The 22,776-nt window shown below is 43.2% G+C and carries 23 protein-coding genes and 1 other RNA gene; 9 read left to right on the top strand and 15 right to left on the bottom strand.

What is annotated here, in order from left to right:
• Window positions 1–201: 201 nt before the first annotated feature.
• Entirely contained in the window at window positions 202–516 is a 315-nt protein-coding gene (locus QNM16_RS15475) for a hypothetical protein (RefSeq protein WP_284021629.1), read from the top strand.
• 205 nt (window positions 517–721) lie between these two features.
• Here the strand turns inward: QNM16_RS15475 and QNM16_RS15470 are convergent, their stop codons facing one another.
• Window positions 722–1,153 (bottom strand): acyl-CoA thioesterase, encoded by a 432-nt coding sequence (locus QNM16_RS15470; RefSeq protein ID WP_284021349.1) that lies wholly within the window; start codon window positions 1,151–1,153, stop codon window positions 722–724.
• 159 nt (window positions 1,154–1,312) lie between these two features.
• The gene (locus tag QNM16_RS15465; RefSeq protein WP_284021348.1) at window positions 1,313–2,308 is read right to left on the bottom strand and encodes a fatty acid desaturase; all 996 of its coding nucleotides are present in this window, start codon (window positions 2,306–2,308) and stop codon (window positions 1,313–1,315) included.
• A gap of 266 nt (window positions 2,309–2,574) precedes the next feature.
• On the opposite strand from QNM16_RS15465, the gene QNM16_RS15460 reads away from it, so the two are divergent.
• On the top strand, window positions 2,575–3,834 hold the full coding sequence (locus QNM16_RS15460) for a DNA cytosine methyltransferase (RefSeq protein WP_284021347.1): 1,260 nt from the start codon (window positions 2,575–2,577) through the stop codon (window positions 3,832–3,834).
• Between the two features lie 35 nt (window positions 3,835–3,869).
• Here the strand turns inward: QNM16_RS15460 and QNM16_RS15455 are convergent, their stop codons facing one another.
• Window positions 3,870–4,760, bottom strand: coding sequence for an HNH endonuclease (locus QNM16_RS15455; RefSeq protein ID WP_284021346.1), 891 nt, complete (start codon window positions 4,758–4,760; stop codon window positions 3,870–3,872).
• 911 nt (window positions 4,761–5,671) lie between these two features.
• Between QNM16_RS15455 and QNM16_RS15450 the strand changes: the two genes are divergently transcribed.
• From QNM16_RS15450 to QNM16_RS15435, 4 genes are all read left to right on the top strand, one after another.
• Window positions 5,672–5,842 carry a hypothetical protein gene (locus tag QNM16_RS15450; RefSeq protein ID WP_284021345.1) on the top strand — a complete coding sequence of 57 codons (171 nt, stop codon included), beginning with the start codon at window positions 5,672–5,674 and terminating at the stop codon, window positions 5,840–5,842.
• A 172-nt stretch (window positions 5,843–6,014) separates the two neighbouring features.
• Window positions 6,015–6,278: an XRE family transcriptional regulator gene (locus QNM16_RS15445; RefSeq protein WP_284021344.1), complete on the top strand. Its 264-nt coding sequence runs from the start codon at window positions 6,015–6,017 to the stop codon at window positions 6,276–6,278.
• Window positions 6,275–6,400 (top strand): hypothetical protein, encoded by a 126-nt coding sequence (locus QNM16_RS15440; RefSeq protein ID WP_284021343.1) that lies wholly within the window; start codon window positions 6,275–6,277, stop codon window positions 6,398–6,400. The genes QNM16_RS15445 and QNM16_RS15440 overlap by 4 nt, the downstream gene beginning before the upstream one ends.
• Complete coding sequence (locus tag QNM16_RS15435; RefSeq protein WP_284021342.1) at window positions 6,397–6,981, top strand: hypothetical protein; 585 nt, start codon at window positions 6,397–6,399, stop codon at window positions 6,979–6,981. The genes QNM16_RS15440 and QNM16_RS15435 overlap by 4 nt, the downstream gene beginning before the upstream one ends.
• 32 nt (window positions 6,982–7,013) lie before the next feature.
• Here the strand turns inward: QNM16_RS15435 and QNM16_RS15430 are convergent, their stop codons facing one another.
• The 5 genes from QNM16_RS15430 to QNM16_RS15410 form a co-directional block, all read right to left on the bottom strand.
• On the bottom strand, window positions 7,014–7,181 hold the full coding sequence (locus QNM16_RS15430; RefSeq protein ID WP_284021341.1) for a hypothetical protein: 168 nt from the start codon (window positions 7,179–7,181) through the stop codon (window positions 7,014–7,016).
• 141 nt (window positions 7,182–7,322) lie between these two features.
• Entirely contained in the window at window positions 7,323–10,220 is a 2,898-nt protein-coding gene (gene gcvP / locus QNM16_RS15425) for an aminomethyl-transferring glycine dehydrogenase (RefSeq protein WP_284021340.1), read from the bottom strand.
• Window positions 10,221–10,399: 179 nt separating this feature from the next.
• Window positions 10,400–10,789, bottom strand: coding sequence for a glycine cleavage system protein GcvH (gene gcvH / locus QNM16_RS15420; protein WP_046355903.1), 390 nt, complete (start codon window positions 10,787–10,789; stop codon window positions 10,400–10,402).
• A gap of 62 nt (window positions 10,790–10,851) precedes the next feature.
• Window positions 10,852–11,934: a glycine cleavage system aminomethyltransferase GcvT gene (gene gcvT / locus QNM16_RS15415; protein ID WP_284021339.1), complete on the bottom strand. Its 1,083-nt coding sequence runs from the start codon at window positions 11,932–11,934 to the stop codon at window positions 10,852–10,854.
• A gap of 114 nt (window positions 11,935–12,048) precedes the next feature.
• On the bottom strand, window positions 12,049–12,621 hold the full coding sequence (locus tag QNM16_RS15410) for a hypothetical protein (protein WP_063362522.1): 573 nt from the start codon (window positions 12,619–12,621) through the stop codon (window positions 12,049–12,051).
• A 129-nt stretch (window positions 12,622–12,750) separates the two neighbouring features.
• Here QNM16_RS15410 and QNM16_RS15405 point away from each other — a divergent pair, with 129 nt between their 5' ends.
• Window positions 12,751–13,596, top strand: a complete 846-nt coding sequence (locus tag QNM16_RS15405) for a LysR family transcriptional regulator (protein ID WP_284021338.1) — start codon at window positions 12,751–12,753, stop codon at window positions 13,594–13,596.
• A 2-nt stretch (window positions 13,597–13,598) separates the two neighbouring features.
• Here QNM16_RS15405 and QNM16_RS15400 read toward each other — a convergent pair whose 3' ends face one another.
• The 4 genes from QNM16_RS15400 to QNM16_RS15385 are packed head-to-tail and all read right to left on the bottom strand — an operon-like array spanning window position 13,599 to window position 17,859.
• On the bottom strand, window positions 13,599–14,765 hold the full coding sequence (locus QNM16_RS15400) for an FAD-dependent monooxygenase (protein WP_284021337.1): 1,167 nt from the start codon (window positions 14,763–14,765) through the stop codon (window positions 13,599–13,601).
• 11 nt (window positions 14,766–14,776) lie between these two features.
• On the bottom strand, window positions 14,777–15,955 hold the full coding sequence (ubiH, locus tag QNM16_RS15395) for a 2-octaprenyl-6-methoxyphenyl hydroxylase (protein WP_284021336.1): 1,179 nt from the start codon (window positions 15,953–15,955) through the stop codon (window positions 14,777–14,779).
• A gap of 24 nt (window positions 15,956–15,979) precedes the next feature.
• The gene (gene pepP, locus QNM16_RS15390; RefSeq protein WP_284021335.1) at window positions 15,980–17,293 is read right to left on the bottom strand and encodes a Xaa-Pro aminopeptidase; all 1,314 of its coding nucleotides are present in this window, start codon (window positions 17,291–17,293) and stop codon (window positions 15,980–15,982) included.
• A gap of 2 nt (window positions 17,294–17,295) precedes the next feature.
• On the bottom strand, window positions 17,296–17,859 hold the full coding sequence (locus QNM16_RS15385; RefSeq protein WP_046355896.1) for a UPF0149 family protein: 564 nt from the start codon (window positions 17,857–17,859) through the stop codon (window positions 17,296–17,298).
• A 272-nt stretch (window positions 17,860–18,131) separates the two neighbouring features.
• On the opposite strand from QNM16_RS15385, the gene ssrS reads away from it, so the two are divergent.
• Window positions 18,132–18,314: non-coding RNA, 6S RNA (ssrS, locus tag QNM16_RS15380), on the top strand.
• 110 nt (window positions 18,315–18,424) lie between these two features.
• Here ssrS and QNM16_RS15375 read toward each other — a convergent pair.
• The 3 genes from QNM16_RS15375 to zntR form a co-directional block, all read right to left on the bottom strand.
• On the bottom strand, window positions 18,425–19,522 hold the full coding sequence (locus QNM16_RS15375; protein ID WP_284021334.1) for a 1-acyl-sn-glycerol-3-phosphate acyltransferase: 1,098 nt from the start codon (window positions 19,520–19,522) through the stop codon (window positions 18,425–18,427).
• 79 nt (window positions 19,523–19,601) lie between these two features.
• A complete protein-coding gene (locus tag QNM16_RS15370) occupies window positions 19,602–20,909 on the bottom strand; it encodes an SO_0444 family Cu/Zn efflux transporter (protein ID WP_284021333.1) in 1,308 nt (435 codons plus the stop codon).
• Complete coding sequence (gene zntR / locus QNM16_RS15365) at window positions 20,893–21,309, bottom strand: Zn(2+)-responsive transcriptional regulator (RefSeq protein WP_063362582.1); 417 nt, start codon at window positions 21,307–21,309, stop codon at window positions 20,893–20,895. Before zntR ends, QNM16_RS15370 begins: the two co-directional genes overlap by 17 nt.
• A 289-nt stretch (window positions 21,310–21,598) precedes the next feature.
• On the opposite strand from zntR, the gene QNM16_RS15360 reads away from it, so the two are divergent.
• A complete protein-coding gene (locus tag QNM16_RS15360; RefSeq protein WP_284021332.1) occupies window positions 21,599–22,546 on the top strand; it encodes a D-2-hydroxyacid dehydrogenase in 948 nt (315 codons plus the stop codon).
• Window positions 22,547–22,776: the final 230 nt, after the last annotated feature.

Raw genomic sequence — 22,776 nt, 5'->3', positions numbered from 1 at the left:
GATGCTCAATAGCGCTGTGCCTCTGCAAAAAAACATCTAGCAAAAAATTGACACCTTAGGCTTCATTCAACTCAAAAAAGAATATTTTCCCTCTACTTTCAAGGTCTAGCAAAGTAACCTAGTACTACTTAGAAAGTTTGGTTTGAAAAATGCATTCAAAATTAGCTAAGAACAAAATTGCAATTGAGTGATGACATCACAATGAATGAAAGCACAAATACCGTGTATGTATTGAGCGGTTACGCACAATGCTCGACCACAGACCAAAGTAAATACAAACTAGGTAACAAGCACTCTATCGGCCTATTAACAACCGACAAAAACTACAAGGAGAATATCAACAACCTTAAAACCTTTATCAAAGATTTAGGTTGGGACTCCATCACATTTTGCATGGTTGAAGAGGTCGACGACATTAATGCTTTGTCTAATGACGTGTTAATATCCAGCTTTCAGCGCGCCCAAAAAAATGGCCAGTCTTTAGTTGTGAATGACAAACCGATCACTGTGCATTAGTGCAAAATACACCTTGCGCAGCGAAGGTATTCTCTTTGCGCAAGGTGAAATGAACCATTTTAAACAAAATCTAAATACGGCTATCGATAACCCCAAAGGCCAGAAAAATGCTTTTTCCATATTCATTGCTCTGATCTCACAAATAGCTCTTTACCCCTTAAGTGGCCGCTATGTACAAAACAGCGAGAGCGAATTATTCTGCTCCCTAAGGTTCCATCTCATATTGCTTCAAAATCGCGAGCATATCATTCGGAATGGCCGCTTTTTGCCCTGTTTTCATATTAAACATCACCACTGTGGCATACCCCGTTGTACAGATTGCTCGCTGTGACTCACTAAATGCTTCATAGCGCATAGTAAAACGGTCTTCTTTGATGTCAGTAATGTATGAGCCAATATAAAGAGTGTCAGGGAAAGTAACAGGTCGTTTGTATTGCGCGTAGGTATCACGTAGAACAGGACTATGGCTGGGCTCAGATAAAATAGAGAGCAAGCCAGTTTGCTTTAAAAAATCAATCCTTGCGGTTTCAAAATAGCGGAAGTACGACACGTTATTCACATGCCCCAACGCATCCATTTCGCCCCAAACCACATTAATTTTTGTGTTAATTGCAAACTTCTCGAAAAACTCCTGCATGACCTTGCCTCAAATTATGATTATTTAATTCGAGAGTAGCAACTCATCGTACCAGCTGCAAGGTGGGCTCGTGCAAAATACATCTTGCGGAGCAAGATTACTTTTGCGCAAGGTAAATTAAGCCATTGTAACCATAGCCTACCTGAATTCCCAATCCCCTCACTCCTTCTTCGCCAAATACCTATTTGCATGCCTTAAACTATGTAAATCATCAAAGCGTACACCATGTTTTGCCATCACTGGGCGTATTTTTTGACTGATCACTTGTCGAATATAAAAGGGCTGATTTGGCACAAAATGGTGAATGGTATGAGTGCGACCAAAATCAAAGCAAAATAATTGAAAAGGTAAAAACCAGCGGCTAGTGATCACATGGGTTTGCTCTAATACATTCGTCACACCACCATAATAATGCATAGAAGAAGTGATCAAATTCAATGACGCTGAGCGGAGCATATTGGGCACAATCAATACCACCATTAAAAACTCAGCCACCGCCAGAAACTCCCCCCCCCATGCAGGCAATGTGAATGGCATTACAAATTGCAGCGCATAATAAGTTAGCACCCCATACAAAATACCAAAGTAAGCAATTGCTAACGGCGCGCCAGCATTAAAGACTCGAAAAAACTTAAAGCCACGAATTTCTTTACTAAAGCGCTTTGAATTTATAAGCAGCCCTAACAGGGCATCGAGGATAACCACAGCCCGTAAAAAAGGCGATTGAATGCCATTGCCCACCAAACGCTCTTCTAAATCCTGCGAAGTACCAGACACTTTATGATGGTGCAGATGTATCTTCCTGCGATACCAAGGGTTCACCGTATTTGGCCGCATCAACCACACACTTAACATCATAAAATTATGTACAAACGGGCGCTGGCTAAAATACTGCTTGTGGAGCAAATCATGCTCAAGCTCATGCGCAATAGAGGTGATCAAAGCCACTAAAATAATACACACCCACGCAGGTATCGCCGCAACATAATACAGCGTCGCAACGCCAATGAATGAACACAATGACAACAGCAAAATGACCATGGCAATACCGTTTTGCCACTTAAGAATAGGGTAACGCGCCCTAAGCGATGCCTCTTCGGCTTTTATCGCCGTCACTATTGCATTGATGTTCTGCTTCGCAGTTAATTTTGACATGAATAGCTGTGCTAAATGGTTGATATCAGGATGATACATTAAATGGGGGGGGTTGGATGGTAATAGGGTAAGTATATATGGTGTTTTTCAAGGGCTGTATGGGGGGGGATTGATTAGAAGTGGAGAAAAGCTACTCTTCCCCTTTGACTCCTACCACTGCTCATTAGATTAAATTTTTATTTTCACACTTTCCCTTACAACTGCATTCGAAATAATCTAAAATTGTTCATGTATAAAAACACAGTAATCGGCTTTGAAGAATGAGCATGTATGAAGATTTAATTCGCAGTATCTATGATAAAACAGTTGCAACTTTTCCTTTATTAAAGCAAGAAGATGAGCTCTTAGCTTGTATTTCTCATTGGCTTCATACACCTGAGATAAATTTCAAGCTAAGAAGCATAGAATTGATAACATTATGGAGAAGTGAGGTTAATGATTTTTGCGCCTTACATGACACAACCCTAGATTCATTACTTAGTAATATCCTTTTCCCGTCAATAAAAAATGATTTCTCATTTATAGATCTCTTCGCAGGTATAGGTGGATTTAAATTGGCACTTCAAAACACTGGGGGGAAGTGCTTGTTTTCAAGTGAGTGGGATAAGTCTGCTAAACAAACATATTTTAAGAATCATGGAAAGTTTCCTTTTGGTGATATTAACCAATTCACTGGAGAAGAGATTGAAGACACGCTTTTGAGTAATTTAATACCGGACCATGATGTTTTAGCTGGAGGTTTTCCATGCCAACCATTTAGTCTTGCAGGCGTCTCAGCTCGCTCTTCTTTGGGTCATAACCATGGTTTTGACTGTAGCACTCAGGGTACCTTATTTCACTCAATTGCTAGAATTGCATACGTAAAGCAACCAAAAATTATTTTTATGGAAAATGTGCGAAATATCATTTCGCATAATAAAGGAGAAACATTTAAGGTTATTAGAGAAACGATGGAAAACCTGTCGGGGGGCAATAACGATAAGCAAAGTTACACTTTCCATTTCTCAATAATTAACTCAGATACAGTGGTTGCACAAAGCCGAAAACGATGTTTCATGGTTTGTATTAGAAAAGATATATACAAACTTAAGGGAGAATTCAATTTTCCCAACTTTGACGGGCAACCTATACCTTTAAAAGAAGCTCTGGAAGAGCTTAGCTTTGATGAACTTGAGGAATATACGATTTCAGACAAGCTATGGCAGGGTCATATAAATAGAACAAAGAGAAATATTGATAGAGGTACTGGGTTTACAGCACATATGGCTGATTTGAATAAGCCTTCAAATACTATTGTCGCGAGATATGGTAAAGATGGAAAAGAATGTCTTGTACCTCCTCAGAGAGAAGGTATGAACCCTCGGAAACTTACAAAACGAGAATGTGCAAATCTGTTTGGGTACCCAAAAAATTTTTGGCTACCCCACAGTAAAACACCTACTTATAAACAGCTTGGAAATTCAGTCGTTGTACCTATAGTACAGTCAATATCTGAGAATATATCTGAATACTTGAAAGTTAAATGAGGAATATAGATTATATTACGTACACTTTTACTAACTTATTTTACACTGTAGATTTGTAAAAGTGTCTCAAAATTTAATCTTATTCCCTTCTGAGCCAAGTTTTCTTTTCGATTATTAAATAACTTTTCTAAAAGCTTGAACTTAGTTTCTTGGTCTCCATAGTGAATAGCTCTATGACAATTAGGACATAGAGCTATTATGTTCTCTAAAACATCTAAGTTTACTTTAAACAACTCACTACTCTCTTCAGATACAGGTAGCAAATGGTGAGCTTCTAAGAAATTATTTTTAGTAGTGCCTGAAATAAATGTTGTATGATTTTTATCATATTCACAAATATAACGAGCTCTAGAAATAGCTTCACGGGCCAACTTTGGGTTTCGATTATACCGCACAATTGTTGATATACTGGACCCTTTTGGTTCTTCTGGTGATGCAATACTTTTTTGATATTGTTCATCTTCTTCATCAAAAGAATAATCGTGCTCAAAGATATCTTGAGGGCTTTTTTCTTGTCCTATTTTATTCCATGCCGTGGCATTCATAAAACCTATATACGGTATATTTTCGTCAAACCTACTAAATATAAACCAGACATCCTCAGAGGAAGGATAGAACTCACTATTTCTATTAAAATAAAGTCTTAGTTCATTTTTATTAGCTTTAGGATATTTTATTGCTAGATCGTGTTCGAAAACTTCTGTGCCTACAAGATGCTTGAAAGTTACATGAGTTGCTTTTCCGTCAGGCAGGGCACCGCCAGCTCGAGTAAAACTATCTAATGGATAACATGTCTCCAGTACTTTTTTTTCGAACTTATCAACTGTTACTGACTTATCTCCCGTTGCTTCTCTTACTGTAACTGGTGAATAGGCGCCAGCACTAGCTCCGAAATATTGTAACTGTTTATTGTCGAATAACGGCATATGCTAATCCTTTAATAAATAACTTAATTCTACTTAGACTTAAGTTAACTCTGACATAAAACGCTAAAAATTACATTAACCAATCAAATTTAAAACCTTGCTACTCACAAATAAAATCGTTAATTTTTATAATACTTTACTAACTAACCTTCATTTCTAAAAGCAAGCTTTACAGCCGGTCACCAATTAAAGATGTTGGAAAGCTATAAAGCCTTCTTAAAATTATTACCAATTATAAAAATCTAAAGAAGAGTAATGCGCTCGCATGGATGCGAGCCAAGCCACGCTGGCACATGGATGTGCCTTCGTAGCGGTTAAGGCTTATTTGAAGATGAGCGTGATAGCGGGGCGCTGGGAGCGTCCAAAGAGGGGCCAGCGTCAGCCCCTCTTTGGTTGCCGTCGCCAACGCGACAAAATGTTTAGTTGAAGGCTGCTGTCCAAACCCACACTGTTACTAAACTGCTAGTCCTAATAAACATGGTTCCTGACGTTCGTCAGGATGACGAAGGCGAGATTGCAGCTGAACCTAACACCTTTGCAAAATGGATCCTGACGTTCATCAGGACGACGAAGGTGAGATTGCAGCTGAACCTAACACCTCTGCAAAATGGATCCTGACCTCCGTTAGGATGACGAAGGCGAGATTGCAGCTGAACCCAGCATCTCTGCAAAATGGATCCTGACCTTCGTCAGGATGACGATGGTGCGATTGCAGCTGAACCTAACACCTCTGCAAAATGGATCCTGACCTCCGTTAGGATGACGAAGGCGAGATTGCAGCTGAACCCAGCATCTCTTAACTACAGAAGCGAGAGCCTTTGATATTCCACCTCAAGCAAACAAACTACAGACAACTCCACTCCCCCTTCTATCACGCCTGAAAATAAACAATTGATGAGTAATGCGATCGCATGGATGCGAGCCAAGCCACGTTGGCACATGGATGTGCCTTCGTGGCGGTTACGTTCACATCAATTGATTATTTGAAGAAACAGCGTGATAGCGGGGCGCTGGGAGAGTCCAGAGAGGGACCAGCGTCAGCCCCTCTTTGGTTGTCGTCGCCAACGCGACAAAATGTTTAATTGGAGACTGCTATTACCAGCAAATACATGATTAAAACTAACAGCTCAAAAATGGCTCCTGACATTCGCCAAGATGGAATTACAGCTGAGCACAGACCAAAAGAACAAAACACTTTCAAATTTAAAACCAAATGTTAACATTTGAAAAACTTCGTTAAAAGGAGAAAAGGATGTGATTAATGGCGATGATTTAAAGGCTATGCGCCTAAAAGCAGGGATTGCGCAAAAAAACATGGCAACCAAACTCAATTTAGAAAGTAAAACCATCATTGATTATGAATTAAATGTTATCAAGGTTAGGGGAAGGGATTTATTTTTTTGGTTATATTACTGTAAGGTAGACGTAAGTGTAGTGTTTAGACAAATCAAAGCTGTTCGCGAACAAGTAAATGGTAATAAGACCGGAGAGTCAATCATAAAGGGAGATGAAGAATGAGAACTCTATTAAACCCAAAAGACTGTGAGAAGATTTGTGGTAGAGGTCCTTACAGACCAGCGAAGCCAAAAGCCCAATCAGCTGTGAAAAGTATTGATGATTTTAAAGGCAAAAAGCCATGAAACCATTTAATATAATCTTGCTTATTATTTCAGCTTTTACTCTGTATTTTATTCAATTATGGGAACCACAATATGTAGCTCCCTTATACTTAATGCTTCTTAGTGTATGTTTCATTTTTGGCTTAAAAAACAACGATATAAATTTAACTCACATCTCTCTATTCCTTGTAGTAATCAATGGGATAGAATACATAACCTTTACTAAGTTAATTGATCCAATTGCTCAAAATAATGATTATCTGAGTAAAGGTACTATTATTTTTGGACTTCAGTTCGTCATTAACCTTGTTGCTGTCTGTGTTTTTATTTTCAGGGTACAATTATCAAAAAAACTATTCGGTTCAAGTAAAGTTTCATTAACAGATTTTGATGCTTTTTTTCACTGGTTTTTCATACTATCGGCTTTCAATTGCTTGCTAGCATTAGCAGAAAATACTGTAAGAAATATTTACGACATAGATTTTCAATTCTTTTATGATCTATACCCTATAGTCGCTTATTTACTATGGGCTTTAACATTTGGTGCACTTATTACAATGGCATACTGTTCAATAAAAGAGAGAAATACTATTATAGAATAATCTTTATTATAAAATTCCTAGGAATTACAAACTCACTTATCTCTAGATAATAGAGCGCTGGGAGAGTCCAGAGCGAAGGTCGCACCCGAGAGGCCAACGGCAGCCGTCCCTTGGTTGTCGTCGCCAACGCGACAAAATGTATAGTTGAAGGCTGCTGTCGACACCATAACTGTTGTTAACCTGATAACCCTAATAGACATGGATACTGACCTCCGTCAGGATGACGAGGGCGAGATTGCAACTGAAACCAAAACCCACCCACAAAAAAACCGCCTTAATCTCTTAAGGCGGTTTTCAAATCAAAATCCATGTCAGGATTTCTCCCGACAATCAGATATCAATTACTCTGCATATGTCTCAACGGCTGGACATGAACAGATTAGGTTACGGTCACCGTATACGTCATCGATACGGGTTACCGTTGGCCAGAACTTGTCTTTTGCTACAGCCGGTACTGGGAATGCCGCGTAAAAACGGTCATATGCGCGCTCCCACTCGTTTCCTAATACGTCAGCTTGTGTGTGCGGTGCAAATACAAGTGGGTTATTCTCAATAGACCACTCACCAGACTCAACCTTTGCAATCTCTTTACGAATTGAGATCATCGCTTCGATAAAGCGATCGATTTCAACTTTAGACTCAGACTCAGTAGGCTCGATCATCAGTGTGCCAGCAACTGGGAATGACATTGTTGGTGCGTGGAAGCCGTAGTCCATAAGACGCTTCGCCACGTCCATTTCAGTGATGCCAGACGCATCTTTAAGTGGACGTAAGTCAACGATACACTCGTGCGCAACACGGTCGTTACGGCCGCGATATAGCACTGGGTAGTGGTCCGCTAGTTTCGCCGTTAGGTAGTTCGCGTTAACAATCGCAATTTCAGTCGCTTGCTTAAGACCTTCGCTGCCCATCATCGCGATGTATGCCCATGAGATAGGTAAAATCGCCGCTGAGCCGTAAGGTGCAGCAGATACCGCGCCATTGCCTTCTGTTGTACCCGCAACATTGATGATGCTGTGGTTAGGCATAAATGGCGCAAGGTGCGATTTAACACCGATAGGACCAACACCAGGACCGCCACCACCGTGTGGGATACAGAATGTTTTGTGTAGGTTTAAGTGCGATACGTCAGAGCCGATGAAGCCTGGGCTTGTCACACCTACTTGCGCGTTCATATTCGCGCCGTCCATGTATACTTGACCGCCGTGCTGGTGAACGATGTCACATACTTCACGGATAGTCTCTTCGTATACACCGTGTGTAGACGGGTAAGTAACCATGATACAAGATAGGTTCTCAGACACTTCTTCTGCTTTTGCACGTAAGTCGTCAAGGTCAATGTTACCTTTATCATCACAGCCAACAACCACAACTTTCATGCTGGCCATTTGCGCAGACGCAGGGTTAGTACCGTGCGCAGAGCTTGGGATCAAACAGACATTACGGTGCGCGTCGCCACGTGATTCATGGTATTTACGAATCGCGATAAGACCCGCGTACTCGCCTTGTGCACCTGAGTTTGGCTGTAGTGATACGGCATCGTAGCCTGTGATATCTACAAGCCAGTCGTGCAGCTCAGTCATCATAGTTTGATAACCTTGTGCTTGCTCAAGTGGACAGAATGGGTGAAGCTCAGCGAATTCAGGCCAGGTTACTGGGATCATCTCCGCTGTCGCGTTTAGCTTCATAGTACAAGAGCCCAAAGAGATCATTGAGTGGTTCAATGCTAAATCTTTGTTCTCTAAACGCTTGATGTAACGCAGCATTTCAGTTTCGCTGTGATACTCATTAAAGTTTGGATGGGTTAGGATCTCGTCATCACGTACCAAGCTTGCTGGGATACCTGTGATGTCGTTTGCCGCAACCTCTGCGTCAAGCGCAGCCACATCAAGACCGTGGCCTTCGCCAAGGATGATGTCGAATAATTCTGTGATGTCAGCGCGTGTCGTTGTCTCATTCAGTGCGATTGAATACTCACCTGCGTGGTTAATTGCAAAGTTCACTTCTTTTGCAACGGCACGTGCAACGACCGCGTTTTTATCTGCGTCTTCAGCCACAACCGTGATGGTATCAAACCAAGTGTCGTGCTTCAGTGCAACGCCTTTTGACTTAAGGCCAGTCGCCAAGATGCTTGCAAAGCGGTTGATGCGCTGTGCAATAGTTTTAAGACCTTGAGGACCGTGGTACACCGCGTAGAATGCAGCCATGTTAGCTAGCAATACCTGCGCTGTACAAATGTTTGAGTTCGCTTTTTCACGACGGATATGCTGCTCACGCGTCTGCATCGCCATACGTAGTGCATCGTTACCTAAACGGTCTTTAGAAACACCAATGATACGACCAGGTAGTGAACGCTTGTACTTGTCGCGTGTTGCGAAGAAAGCTGCGTGTGGACCACCGTAACCCATAGGTACACCAAAGCGCTGTGCCGAACCAAGTACCACGTCTGCACCTAGTTTACCCGGTGCTTTCAATAGCATTAAGCTCATGATGTCTGCAGCAACACAGGCGATCGCTTTTTTGTCTTGTACTTGTGCGATTAGGTCAGTGACATCAACCACTTCACCTGATGTTGACGGGTACTGGAATAGTGCACCGAAGATCTCGTAATTTACCACGTCGCTTGCAGGCGCTACAACTACGTCAAAACCAAACTGTTCAGCACGTGTGCTTACTACGTCAATCGTTTGAGTGTGTACGTCATCTGCAATGAAGAATGTATTTGCTTTTTTCGCTTTTGCTACACGCTTAGCTAGGGCCATTGCCTCTGCCGCTGCGGTAGACTCATCAAGCAAAGATGCACTTGCCAAGTCTAGGCCTGTGACATCCATTGTTAGAGTTTGGAAATTAAGAAGAGACTCCAAACGCCCCTGTGCGATCTCTGGCTGATAAGGCGTATACGCTGTGTACCAACCTGGGTTTTCTAACACATTACGTAAAATGACATTAGGTACGTGTGTTGGGTGATAACCTTGGCCAATGTATGATTTAAATACTTTGTTTTGACCTGCTACTGATTTTAGGTAGCTCAGCGTTTCAACTTCTGTACGGCTTTCACCAATCTTAAGACCTGTTTCTAAACGAATAGAGTCAGGTACCGTTTGACCGATCAGCTCTTCAACACTTGATACTCCAAGCTCAGCAAGCATTTCGCTTACTTGTGCGGCATTCGGGCCGATATGGCGACGAATAAAGTCTTGCTTTTGCTCTAACTGTTCAAGAGATTTGGCGTTTGACATTAGTCCAGATTCCTATGATCCAAATAAAATGGGTGTTCCTGCATTGATGCCTAGCAGTGTTGCCAGACAAAGGCCTTGGTAACGCAGTCACAAATAATGCTTTGAGAGTAAACCAAACCAAAGCGGTTTGATTTAACAACAAAAGCCCCAAAAAATGGGGCTTTTAGTCATCCAACGAATTAGTCTTCGTCGATTGAATTTGAATAACCTTCAGCGTCAAGTAGGTTTTCAAGCTCAGACTCGTCAGACGCCTTCACTTTGAATAACCAACCGTCACCGTATGGGTCGTTGTTTACAGACTCAGGAGAGTCTTCTAGCTCTTCGTTGATTTCAACGATAGTACCAGTGATTGGTGCGTAGATATCAGAAGCCGCTTTTACAGACTCAGCAACTGCACAGTCTTCGCCAGCATCTACTTCGTCATCCACGTCAGGTAGGTCAACAAATACCATGTCGCCTAGAAGTTCTTGTGCATGCTCAGTGATACCTACAGTGAATACACCGTCGCCTTCAGCGCGAACCCATTCGTGTGAAGATGCGTATTTTAACTCGCTAGGAATGTTGCTCATTTTTTGTTCCTTTGGTCGTTTTAATTGGGCAACCGCCCATTATTCTACTCGTTACAATGATTTTAGATCACTGACTTACCGTTACGTACGAAGCAAGGCTTCACTACTTTAACGTCTACCAGCTTTTTGCGCATTTCAACTTGTGCCGTTTCCCCAGTTGAACGAGGTACACGTGCCAATGCTACGCTAAAACCTAAAGTCGGGGAGAATGTACCAGAAGTGATAACACCTTCGCCACCTTCTACGATAACTTTAGAGCCACCGCGTAAAACACCTTTGCTCTCAAGCACCAAGCCAACTAACTTATCAGTGCTCTTGTCAGCACGTTGTTGCTCAACCACTTTACGACCGATGAAGTCACGATCTTCTGGTTCCCAAGCAATGGTCCAAGCCATGTTAGCAGCCAGTGGAGATACAGTTTCATCCATATCAGAGCCGTACAAGTTCATGCCTGCTTCTAAACGTAGCGTATCACGTGCACCTAAGCCAGCCGGACGCACGCCCGCGTCTAGCAGTTGCTGCCAAAGCTCTGCAGCATCGTCGTTATGCACAACAATCTCGTAGCCAGCTTCGCCAGTGTAACCTGTTGTTGCAATGAATAGTTTTCCAGCTTGCGCACCAAAGAATGGCTTCATACCTTCAACAGCAGCACGCTGCTCGTCATTTAAGATAGTTGCTGTTTTTTCTTTTGCATTTGGACCTTGAACGGCAATCATCGCGTACTCTGGACGCTCAGTCACTGTCACGTCAAAATCAGCCGCGACTGAGCCGATGTGCGCCAGATCTTTTTCACGCGTTGCTGAATTTACAACTAAACGATAATCTGTTTCTGTGAAGAAGTAGATGATAAGGTCGTCAATTACGCCGCCTTGCTCATTCAACATGCCTGTGTAAAGCGCTTTACCTGCAACCGTTAGCTTAGCAACATCGTTTGCCACTAGCTTGCGTAAAAACGCCTGTGCGTCAGCACCTTTTACATCAACAATGGTCATGTGAGATACGTCGAACATACCTGCATCTTGACGCACTGCGTGGTGCTCTTCGATTTGTGAGCCATAGTTGATTGGCATTTCCCAACCGTGGAAATCAACCATTTTAGCGCCAGCTTCTAGGTGCTTAGCATGTAGTACTGTTTTAGAAGTCATACTTGTCCTTCACTTTTTTGGTTTATGTAGCCACTCAAGGTGAGTTACATATAATCGAGCACATAGTCTCGATGGGGTTAATCATGAGCTGATAATCAGCTCAAATGCACGGAATTAGTTAATGCAAAAACCTGCATCGCTTAACTTCTTTTGCCATAGTGATAGTGGCTCTGGCTGCGCGATGAGTTGATGCTGCTGCACACCGTCTTGCAATAGCGTTGTGATGAACACATCGCCACTTTGCTTGCCATAGCAAGCCTGCAAGTCAGAAATACCTAAGCCCGGTGTGAGCGAAAAATGGGTTAACAATGACTCAAATGCTGCCGCACCACTGAGTTGTGCAATGGCCAAATCATCACGGCGCATCAATTCGATGTCATAGTCCTGCTCATGTTGGTCAACCAGCGCTTGCAATGTATGTGCTGCGTCTTGGTCCAAAATGAAGCGATAAGCGGTTTCACTAAAGTAATAAACAGCATAACGATGGCCATTTGCAAACGACCCTTGAATGCCTAAACCCGGCGCAATTAACTTGTTTAAGTTAATGCCAAGCTCTTGATTAAGAAAAGGAGTTGTTTCAAAGCCACTAAAATCCAATACCACCTGACCGGCCAATGCACTGTAGGCATTTTCAGCAGGTACCGTCCCTTGACGATGCTTGGCAAAAATTATTGGAGAAAACGTCATACAACCACCTTAGTGAAATGAAGATGGACAAAAGTATAGGGGGGGTGAATGGCAACAACAAATTGTAATTATTTATCAATTGATAAATAATATTAATGTATTCGAGTTTTATAAATAGCTTTTTTAAATATGAAGAACTTATCAATTGATGGCCTACGGACACTCGTCACGGTTGTAGAGGTCGGAGGTTTTGCAAAAGCAGGCGAACTACTGGGCTTATCGCAACCCGCTGTGAGTTTACAGATCCGTCGCTTAGAAGATTTGCTTGGCTGTAAATTGTTTAAAAAGCAGGGTCAGCGCCAAGTACTTAATCAATATGGCGAGCTGCTACTGCCGCAAGCAAAACAAATGCTGCAATACAATGATGCTATTTTACAGCAGTTTACTTCTGAGAGTGTCACAGGGCGTGTACGTCTTGGGATCCCCAGTGAATTTGCCGCCCGTATTCTGCCAGCAATTATTGGTGACTTTGTCTCTCTTTACCCTGATGTAGCACTAGAAGTGAAATCAAGACTAAGTAAGCATTTACTTTCGGTATCAAGGCAAGATCAATTTGACTTGGTATTGGCACTCAACGAAGAGCTTGAGTCTGTCAGTCACCCAATCTTTATGCGTGACCAACTGGTCTGGGTCGGTGACTTGAATCTCGCTAAAAAAGAAGTCATCACTTTAGTGACTGCACCGGAGGGCTGCATTTACCGTCGCCGCGCCATCGAAGCACTACAGCAAAGCGGACGTCCTTTTCGCATCGTTTACAGCAATGCTGATTTGACTGGTTTAACCGCTGCGCTTAAAGAAGGTCTGGGGATCACTGTATTGGCAAAAAATACCGTCCCCAGTGAGCTGACCTATCAAGAACATACACCCCAGCTTCCTGAACTTGGAGAGATTGGGATCAGTCTAATAAAGAATACTCAGGAGTCTGCCCATGCGGTGAACAAGCTCGCTGAGTTTATCGCGCTGCGTTTGGCGTAGCGCTATTGCCCGACAGCCTGCTTTACAAACAAGCTTTTAATTGGGCCTAGATTATCAACCAAGCTCAACCCTAACCCACGGATCAGTTTTTTAGCTGGATGTGCGCCCTCAAATAAATCTTTTAGGCCCTGCATCATGGCAATGTGCTTTTGCGCATCAAGCTTGCGCGCCCGCTCATACTCTCTAAGCACTTTGTGCGCGGCAAATTCTTGGCTTTGCTCTCCCAATGCTTTGATCAGGTGCGCGGCATCCTTTAAGCCTAAATTCATACCAAGCCCTGCCAGTGGGTGAATGGTGTGCGCTGCATCGCCCATTAACACCACACGGCCTTTGAGCCACTGCTGGGCATAGCGCATGGTCAATGGAAATACAGCTCGCTCACTTTGCACTTCACACAAGCCACATTGCATATCAATGGCCGCAGATAAGGACTTATTAAACTCACTGGGACTTTGCGCCATTAACTGCTCAGCATGCTCAGGAGAGGTAGACCATACGATAGAATGCATAGTCTCTTCTGCCAATGGTAAAAATGCCAATGGGCCAGTTGGTAAAAAAACCTGACGGGCGGTATGCTGGTGTGTGCAATCCGTTTTTACCGTCGCCACAATGGCATGGTGGTCGTAATCCCAAAAGCTCAACGGCATATCAAATAACCTACGTACACCTGAATTCGCGCCATCTGCTGCCACCAGCAATTTACTCATCACGGGCATGCCTGAATTCAACGTTATCAATACATCCGTTTCGGTTTGATGGATAGCCTGATAACGGCTCTCAAATGCCAGCGTCACATTTTCAAAGGCCTGCAATTTATTATAGAGCGCGTAGCGGATCCCATCGTTTTCGATGATGTGACCAAGTTGTGGTAGCTGCAAAGACTGCGCGTCAAAGGCGATTTTACCAAAACTATCTGCATCTCTGACGTCCATCGCGGTATAAGGCGTGGCGCGGCTAGCAAAAATGTCCTGCCATACATCTAGCGATTCAAATAACTGCTGGCTGGCCAAACTAATTGCACTGACACGCATACTGTAGTCCTCAGCCAAAGGCTTAGGTGCATTACCTGCATCCAAAACCATGACCGACACATCTTGCTGTGCTAGCCCAAGTGCCAAAGTTAAACCGACACAGCCACCGCCAACAATACATACTTGCACTTGCTGCATGAGAGCTCCTTTTATTGCACTCGACCCATTAGCTGTCTGGCTAACGGTGCTTTTAAATTAGGGAAGAGACTAATCATCATCAGGCCACAGCTGCGTCCAAACGCTACACTGCGGGACTCATTAGAAAAGAGTCGTACCAGACCATCGGTGAGTGTCATCACCCGACCAATATCGCTATCTCTGGCAATCTTATACGCCTGCGTAAATGCATGTTCGCCCCATGTTGCGATGTCCGAGGATTGTAGTTGCGATACTAAACATTGAATGTCGCGCATGCCCAAGTTAAAGCCTTGCCCAGCAATGGGGTGGATGGCGTGCGCGGCATTACCAATGACCACCACGCGGTGGTGCACAACACTGGAGATCCGCCCATGCACCAAAGGATAGCGACTGCGCTTACCTACGGCTTCAAACACGCCACCTCGGTAACCAAATTCTTGCTGTAATCGCGCTAAAAAGGCACAGTCATCAAGCCCGAGTACCTCTTCCAAGACATCTTTGTTCATACACCATGCGACAGAAAATCGGTCGTCACTCATTGGCAACAGTGCGATGGGCCCTTGCGATGTAAAACGCTCAAACGCTTTCCCCTGATGACCCGGTGACACTTTCACATTGGCAATTAACGCTCCTTGCTCATAAGGGAAACTATCAAACTCTAAATTTAATAGCCCGCGCGTAGGCGAATGCGCGCCGTCCGCTATCACCAAAAGCTTTGCTTGCAAAACAGGTGATTGCTCCGCATCGAGTTCAACTTCAACATACTCGGTGTGCTGCGTTACAGTTTTTACCTTTGCAGGGCAAAATAAGGTGATATCTTGGTTTTGTAATTGCTGATGTAAAAACTGACCATATGGATTTACCTCAACTACATAGCCAAGCGCATCAACTTGATATTCCTCAGGCGTGATGGAGGCTTTACCAAAGTGCCCTCTATCAGACACGTTGACCTGCGAGATCCGCTCAGCGAATGACCATGTTTTATTAAATAGATTCAGTTTGCTCAGGTAATCAACCGATTGCTCAGCCAAAGCAATACTGCGATCGTCAAAGCTTGGGTGGCTATTAGCTTTCGGAGCGAACGCTTCTACCACCGCAATACGGCAATCGGGAATTTGTTTTTTAATACTGACGGCGGCAGTGGCACCCGCCATGCCGCCGCCGACGATAAGGACGTCGAATTGTTGCAAGCCTGATACTCCCAAATCTTGCAGTTAGGCTTTTTGCATCAGTGCTTCAATCTCAGCGATAGATTTTGGCACATCAACAGTTAAGTTTTCATGGCCATCTTGAGTGATCAATAAATCATCCTCAATGCGCACACCAATGCCTTTGTATTTTTCTGGTACTTCAGCATCTTCGTCAAAATATAAACCCGGCTCTATGGTCAACACCATGCCCGCTTCAAACGGTCTGTCTGCCTCGTCCAGTTTATATTCACCGACATCATGTACGTCTAAACCAAGCCAGTGGCCCACTCCGTGCATATAAAACGCCTTGCACGCTTGTGTTTCTATCAGCTCTTCTAAGGTGCCAGAGAGAATGCCAAGCTCAATTAAGCCTTCTGTTAACACACGCACAACTTGCTTATTGGCTTTAACCAGCGTACCGCCGGGCTTCACTTCTTCAAATGCAGCCAACTGAGATTTTAATACCAGATTATAAATCTCTGTCTGTGCTTCACTAAACTGTCCGCTGACAGGAAAAGTACGTGTAATATCCGCAGCATACCCTTCCAATTCACAGCCTGAGTCGATCAAGATCAAATCGCCCTGCGTTAATGCGTCGCTGTTTTCGGTGTAGTGTAATATGTTGGCGTTATTGCCAGAACCAACAATGGTGCCATACGCTGGATATCTCGCACCATTCATCGCATAGTGGTGATGAATTTCAGCTTCTAATTGATACTCAGTGGCATCTGCCTTGGCAAACTGCATGGCACGAATATGCGCTTGAGCACTGATCTGCGCCGCTTTGCGCATCACGGCGATTTCGTCTGCAGATTTAAACAGACGCATTTCATGTATAAGCGAACGAATATCTTTGATGGTTTCAGGGGCTCTATAGCCTTTTTTAGGTGCGCCGCGCAGCGTACTCAGTATACGCCACACTTTATCATCAAAGTCTGGATAAGTGCCTTGACCAAAATACAGTGTCGCGGTGCCATTCACTAAACTTAACAACTCATCGTCAAGCTCTGTCAATGCATGGGTTTCATCCATCGCAAACAAGGTTTTCGCTTGTTCAAAACCAACGCGTCTACCGTGCCAGATTTCTGCCAGTTTATCTTTATTACGACAAAACATGGTGCTCAGCCCCTTACCCGCTTTGTCTTTGCTCAGCACCAGCACTGCATCCGGCTCTTTAAAGCCGGTTAAGTAAAAGAAGTCACTATCTTGTCGAAATGGAAACTCGGTATCACGACTACGGGTAATTTCAGCAGCCGCAGGAATAATAGCAACCGAGTTATTATCTAGGTTGTTTAGCAGTCGTGCACGACGTGCTACAAACTCTTCATTTTTTATCATAATTAATGCACTGTTTTTGATGTCGCGCCATTTCCTTGCTCTCGGCCCATCTCCGCAAAGCACAATAGCGCAGAAACTCGAATATACTCGACCACTTCATGGAATGCTTGTTGGTCTTCCTCGGTATCATCGAAATGCGTATCAAGGCGAGTGATCTCACTGAAGTCGCTGATCACTTCTTTTACATCAGCTGACAGTTTGCCGTAATCTTTTTGCTTTAAGCCAAACCCAAGTAAAAACCCTGACACCCAAGACACTAACGCATTAGCTTGGTCGATAAGTGCTTCATCATCATTTGGTAAGTACACTTCAAAGGTATGTTCAGGATCATTAAAGCGCTCTACCACAAGCTTGTATAACTCAGCTAAAAAGTCTTTAAGTTCAACGCCAAATGCTTGGCCATCGTTGAATACATCGCTGAGTAAACCTAGGTATTCTTTGTCATCAATACTCAATCCACAGGCTAAAATACCGCTGATGGTGCCATGCACTTCTGCAGGTGCGACAAAGATGCCGTGTTTTTCGAGTAATAACTGGGCTTGTTGGTAATCTTTTAATTCGATCATAAGGCTTAATTCTCATTCACTTGATAAGGTTAATGCTACCACTCGAAGTATAGCAACTACAATGCATTGTCTTATTCTGCTGGAAAAAACCCGTCTTTACCGGAGCTAAAGTACCGTATTGATTTACTCAGTTTATAAAGTGGATATCTGCTGTGTATGGAAAAAAAGCAAAAGCTGCACAGACAATACTCAGCAGGTTAATTAGCCAGCAAATACGTAAGATTTTTTCATTTTAAGGTTTAAGCATTCGATGTTGTCTTATATACTGAAGGTGTTCCCTAGCTCGCTGGACCGTGGATTATGTCCCTGAGCCGATAAACTTTTTTTAGGAATGCAGTTTATCCACTTTTGCGCAAGCTTGGCATGTACCGAGAAGCCTACGGTGGGTTGTTGCCTTCCGCCTTGAACCTTAGGGTTCAAGGACTTATATCCGCATCCACGCAGCCGGGGACACCTTTCATACTTATGGAACCGCTCGCTTATTCTTTTGCGTTACCCTAGTCAGAAAAATAAAAAACCCACAGAACATAGTCCCATGGGCTTATCAGTCATATTTAGCTACCGCTTATATTGTCGATTTTCGTTTCACAGGCTGCGCATACATAGACAAAACAAACTCTTTTAGTTCATTTGGCAGTGTCTCAATACTTTGATTAAAACGCGCTGTTTCTTCACTGCTGCTGTTTGTTTTATCACCCGCCGCTAAATAATTGCTTGAATGCAGATAGTAATTATCAATAATTTGCTTATCGATGATCTGTGCCAACTCTTCGGGGGTTTCAAAATCATCTTCAATTGGCGTACCAAATGCAACGTGCACGTTTCCTTTGTCTGCACTAAAGCCATCAATGATGCTCTTAATATCTTCGCCTTCTTCTTTTTGATATTCACCAAATTGCTGTTTATGGTAAAGCTCCTTGGCTTTAGCTAACGCACATGGCTCATATTGATAAGAGATAGAAACAGGTACCACTTTAAGTTTGCGCACATAATCAGCAAATGGCTCTTTCAAACGTCGCCCTTGCAACTGCAACATTTTCAATAAGGCAGGGTCGGTATAATCAATGCCATCTTTGGCACGGCCTTCTTTTTGCGCAATCCAAATAGAATTACCTGACTGAAGTGAGTCATAGATATAGCCGGACAACTGAGATAGCGCTTTGAGCATTTCTTTTGGCGCTTTTGCTGAGCGTTTAACGATAAAACTCTTATTTAAGCGCATCAGCTCAGTGATATAGGGTACTTGCAACAAGTTATCGCCAATCGCGATACGCACTGTTGGCAAATTATTCTGGTGCAGTCCCCAGTTTACTAATGCTGGGTCAAGTACAATATCTCGGTGATTTGAGATAAATAAATACGCAGCGTCTTTATCTAAACGGTCGAGTCCAGAATAGGTTACTTTTGACGTGGTACGCTCAACCAACAAGGACAAGTACTGCGCCACTTCATTTTGTACCGCTTCAACGTTATTAACCGTCTTCCATTTAGACTTTAATTTTGCCTTTACCAAAGGTCTGCTAATCGCAGAAAAGGCTGCAAGCCACTTTGGTAAGTTATGCTCGGCAATCACATCTAAAAATTGCTCATCGGCCAATAACCTCGCTAGGGCTGCGGGCACTTCATCATCATTATATGGTCTGATATCTGCGTATTTATCCACTAAATTACTCTTACTGATCTAGGCGTATGACAAAAAAACGGCTCATTCTATCTCGCTCTTTATTCGGATGCTAAGAATATCAAGTCTGACCACACTGGGCGGCTCGGCGTTTCATAACATCCATTGCAAACAAGCGTAACATAAGCATCACCAATACAAGCGCCATAAGCTGGCTCACCCAACCAGGGAGTATTTGATGTTCATGCCCAGCCATGGCTGACACTTCAAAGCCAAAGTGAGAGACTAAGTAGTCCGTTAAAAATCCAAACACAATTGCGACACCAATAACAGCCGTGATATAGGCGACAACAGCTCGGCGGCCAAGCTCTTTTGCGACTACACCTATGGTCGCCACATTGGTTGCCGGACCTGCCAGCATAAACACCAATACAGCACCTGGAGACACGCCAGCTAACAGTAGACCTGCGGCGATGGGCGTCGATGCCGTGGCACAAATGTACATGGGAATACTGATCAAGATAACCACTATCATGGCTAAAATGCCATCTCCCCACTGTGCTAAAAATGCGGTTGGCACAAATGTTTGGACTAATGCCGCGAAGAATATACCAATTAAAAGCCAAACCATAGTATCAGATAACAGCTTGTTACAACTAAATTTTACTGCTTGCCAAAGCTGACTCAGCAAACTGTTTTCATTCTTGACTTTAGAAGAACAGCAAGTGCTTACTTCTGGCTCGAATTTTTTATTATCAGAAGCACAACAACTTGCTTGTTCACGTTCAAGCTTTGGCGCAACAACAGGCTCTTTGTTACAGCAAGAAGCCTTATCCTCATCCAAATTTTTAGGCTGAGTCACACATGAAGAAGCTGCTACTTGAGGCTCTTTAGCGCGGCAAGATATCGAGTTCTCATCTAAATTCTTAGGCTGACTCGCACATGAAGAAGCCGCTACTTGTGGCTCTTTAGAGCAACAACTAGCGTGATTAGCCGTGGGGCTTTCTGAAGTCTCTTTACCGGCCTCATCTTGACTATCTCTGCCAACTAGCAACCCTGCGGTAATGGCACTGGTTACCGCGGCAATAGGCCTGATAATCGCCATAAATGGCCCAAGTAACGCATAAGACACTGAAATTGAATCCACACCCGTTTCTGGTGTTGACACCAAAAATGCAGTAGTTGCACTTTTAGAGCCGCCTGCACGCCTTAGTCCAATTGCAGCCGGAATAACACCACAAGAGCACAGCGGCATAGGTGCGCCAATGAGCGCCGCTTTAATTGTGGTCCAAAGCCCTTCTTTACCCAAATGACGCTGTAAAAAGTCTTTCGGAATAAACACATTTAACAACCCAGCCAACAATAACCCTAGCATTAGCCAAGGTGCAGAAATCACAAATAACTGCCAAAAATTATTGATGAATGTCATCTAAATCCTCCAATGCGGTCAAAATTGAGCAAGTATTTGCAGGTTCATCGCCACCACAACATTGGCTTGCTAATAACGTTAATGAGCGCTCAAACATGCTCAATTGTGCAATCTTTTCTCTTACCCAATCACGCTTTTGTAATGTAAGTGTTTTTACCTCTTCGCAGCTGTGCATTTGCTTTTCAATTTTAATACTCAGTAATTCATGAATATCCTTAAGATTGAACCCGACTTCCTTGGCGCGCACTATAAAGCGCATTCTATCGACAGCTTGCTTATCATATAGACGATAACCAGCTGCACTTCTTTCACTGGCAGTCAATAACCCTTGCTGCTCGTAATATCTTAACGTGTCGGTCGACACGCCTAAGAGCTTAGCTAATTGTCCTATTCGAAACATCGTCATTGCTTTCCAACTAAGTAGTAAAACCAACCAACAAACCGATTTGTTCCCAGCTGTACTCATCGCCATATTTAATAAAATTTAAGCGCTAAAAGTGATACACTGGTGTTTGCAATTTGCTGAACATACACAAATGAACTCTGCAAATGGTGCTGTAAAGTAGAGATCTTTTATCCGCCTCGCTCAAAAAGGGCCTAAAATCCGACATCACCGTTTCGTCAAATTCATCACTAATACAGAGTATAAACCTTGGAGTTTACTCCAAAGTCAATAACGAGATAAAAATATGAACATTGTTGTTTTGGATGCCGCTACTTTGGCAGGTGTCGACCTTTCTCCACTGCATGCTTTTGGTACAGTGACCACCTATGAATACACCCAACCAAGTGAAGTCAACAGCCGTATCCAGCAGGCAAACATCATTATCTCAAACAAAGTACAATTAAATGCCACCAATTTTGCCATTGCCTCAGACCTTAAATTAATTTGCGTTGCCGCGACAGGCACCAATAACATTGATTTGGTCGCCGCAAAAGATGCCGGTATTGCGGTTACCAATGTCGCTGGCTACTCAACGCCATCGGTGGTTCAGCATACCTTTACTTTGCTTGGCAATTTAATGAGCAATATTCATAGATATGCTGCAGATACCAAGCAAGGCGCTTGGCAAAACAGTAAGATGTTTTGTCGCTTAGATTACAGCATCAATGATATTGCAGCTAAGAACTTCGTGATTGTTGGCTATGGTAACCTCGGTCAAGCAACTGCTAAAGTCGCAGAGGCGTTTGGCGCGAAAGTCATTATTGCAGAGCGACCAAACAGCAAGGCGACGCGCAGCGGTAGAGTTACATTTGAAGAAGCCATGCAAATAGCTGATATTGTCTCGATACATTGCCCGCTTACCCCACAAACCGAAAACTTATTCAATGAGAAGACGTTATCGCTTTTACCAAAACATGCCATTTTGATTAATACAGCGCGTGGCGGTATCGTCAATGAAAAAGCCCTAGCAGACGCCCTTGCAGCAAACCAAATAGCTGCCGCTGGCGTCGATGTTTTGTCCATTGAACCGGCAACCACAGATAACCCGCTGATCACATATCAAGGTGATAACCTAATGCTCACCCCACATACAGCTTGGGCCAGTCATGAGTCTATTACGCGCCTAATACAAGGTATTGCAGACAATATCACCAGTTTCCTAGACGGTGGCCAACACAACCGCGTTGTGTGATCTCACACTTTTAATGCAATAAAGCTACTTCGTATTCAAGTGGCTTTATTCACTACATATTGTTCATTATTGTTATTTATTAGTGAAAACTAACATCCACCGAAACGCCCAAAAAAGCAAACCTTTGTTTTTATTAAACAAAATTTTTGGCAAAGCAATTGCAACCTCTAAGTTAAGTAAAAAATAAAGAACTTGATGATGGAGCACACATCGGGTCATGAGGATAACAA

Origin of the sequence: Pseudoalteromonas umbrosa, from assembly GCF_030125375.1 — a bacterium.
Classification (GTDB): domain Bacteria; phylum Pseudomonadota; class Gammaproteobacteria; order Enterobacterales; family Alteromonadaceae; genus Pseudoalteromonas; species Pseudoalteromonas umbrosa.
The sequence above is the reverse complement of the archived record's forward strand: the minus strand, read 5'-3'. Positions and strand labels throughout refer to the sequence as shown.